The sequence below is a fragment of the Halohasta sp. A2 genome (assembly GCF_056175805.1).
The window spans coordinates 1-598 of record NZ_JAQFWV010000191.1 but is presented as its reverse complement, the minus strand read 5'-3'; the positions used below and the strand labels follow the sequence as shown (position 1 = coordinate 598).

Below are 598 nucleotides of genomic sequence, written 5' to 3'. Positions count from 1 at the left end.
TGCTCTGTTGAATAGATGCTGAGTCACGGTTACAGCGGTTCACACAGTGGTTCTATGTTGATGATGGCGAACATCAGGACAATTTCACGGAACTGCCGATACCAGCCCAGCGCTCGCACGGCGTCGCCGAGCGAGCGCTTCGTTGTTGAGTACGAGGTCTCGGCCATCCAACGCTGAGAATAGCCCTTCGCCCGGATGAGCGCGTTGTTCATGACTGCTTTCGGTGATGAACCGCGATAGTGCACAAGATACTCAACATCCAGTGCAGCAATCTCGTACTCGGTCTTCCAGTCTTGAAACCCGTTGTCGGCAGCAACGGTCAGCAGGTCGTCCGCGTTCCGGCGGACGACCTGCGGTCCTGTTTTCGTGTCATGCTTCCACCGAGCTGCGATATGGACATCTAGCACAGCGAGCGACTCCACATCGGTTAGCGTCGTTACTTTCAGCGTTTGTACTGTATTTCCTGACCGCTGGCGGAAGTACGACGACGAACGGCGGCGGTCGAAGAAGGTGCTGTCGAGTGCGGCGTGCCCAGACTGCGGGTGTTGCTGCGCTGAAACGCGCAGCAACGCCCGCCACACCCACATTTTCAGCCGGT

At 57.4% G+C, this 598-nt stretch carries 1 protein-coding gene; it reads right to left on the bottom strand.

The features are described 5' to 3' along the window. Window positions 1-29 precede the first annotated feature (29 nt). Window positions 30-598: transposase (locus O2S87_RS18730; protein ID WP_475410226.1), on the bottom strand; the 569-nt coding region annotated here is incomplete at its 5' end.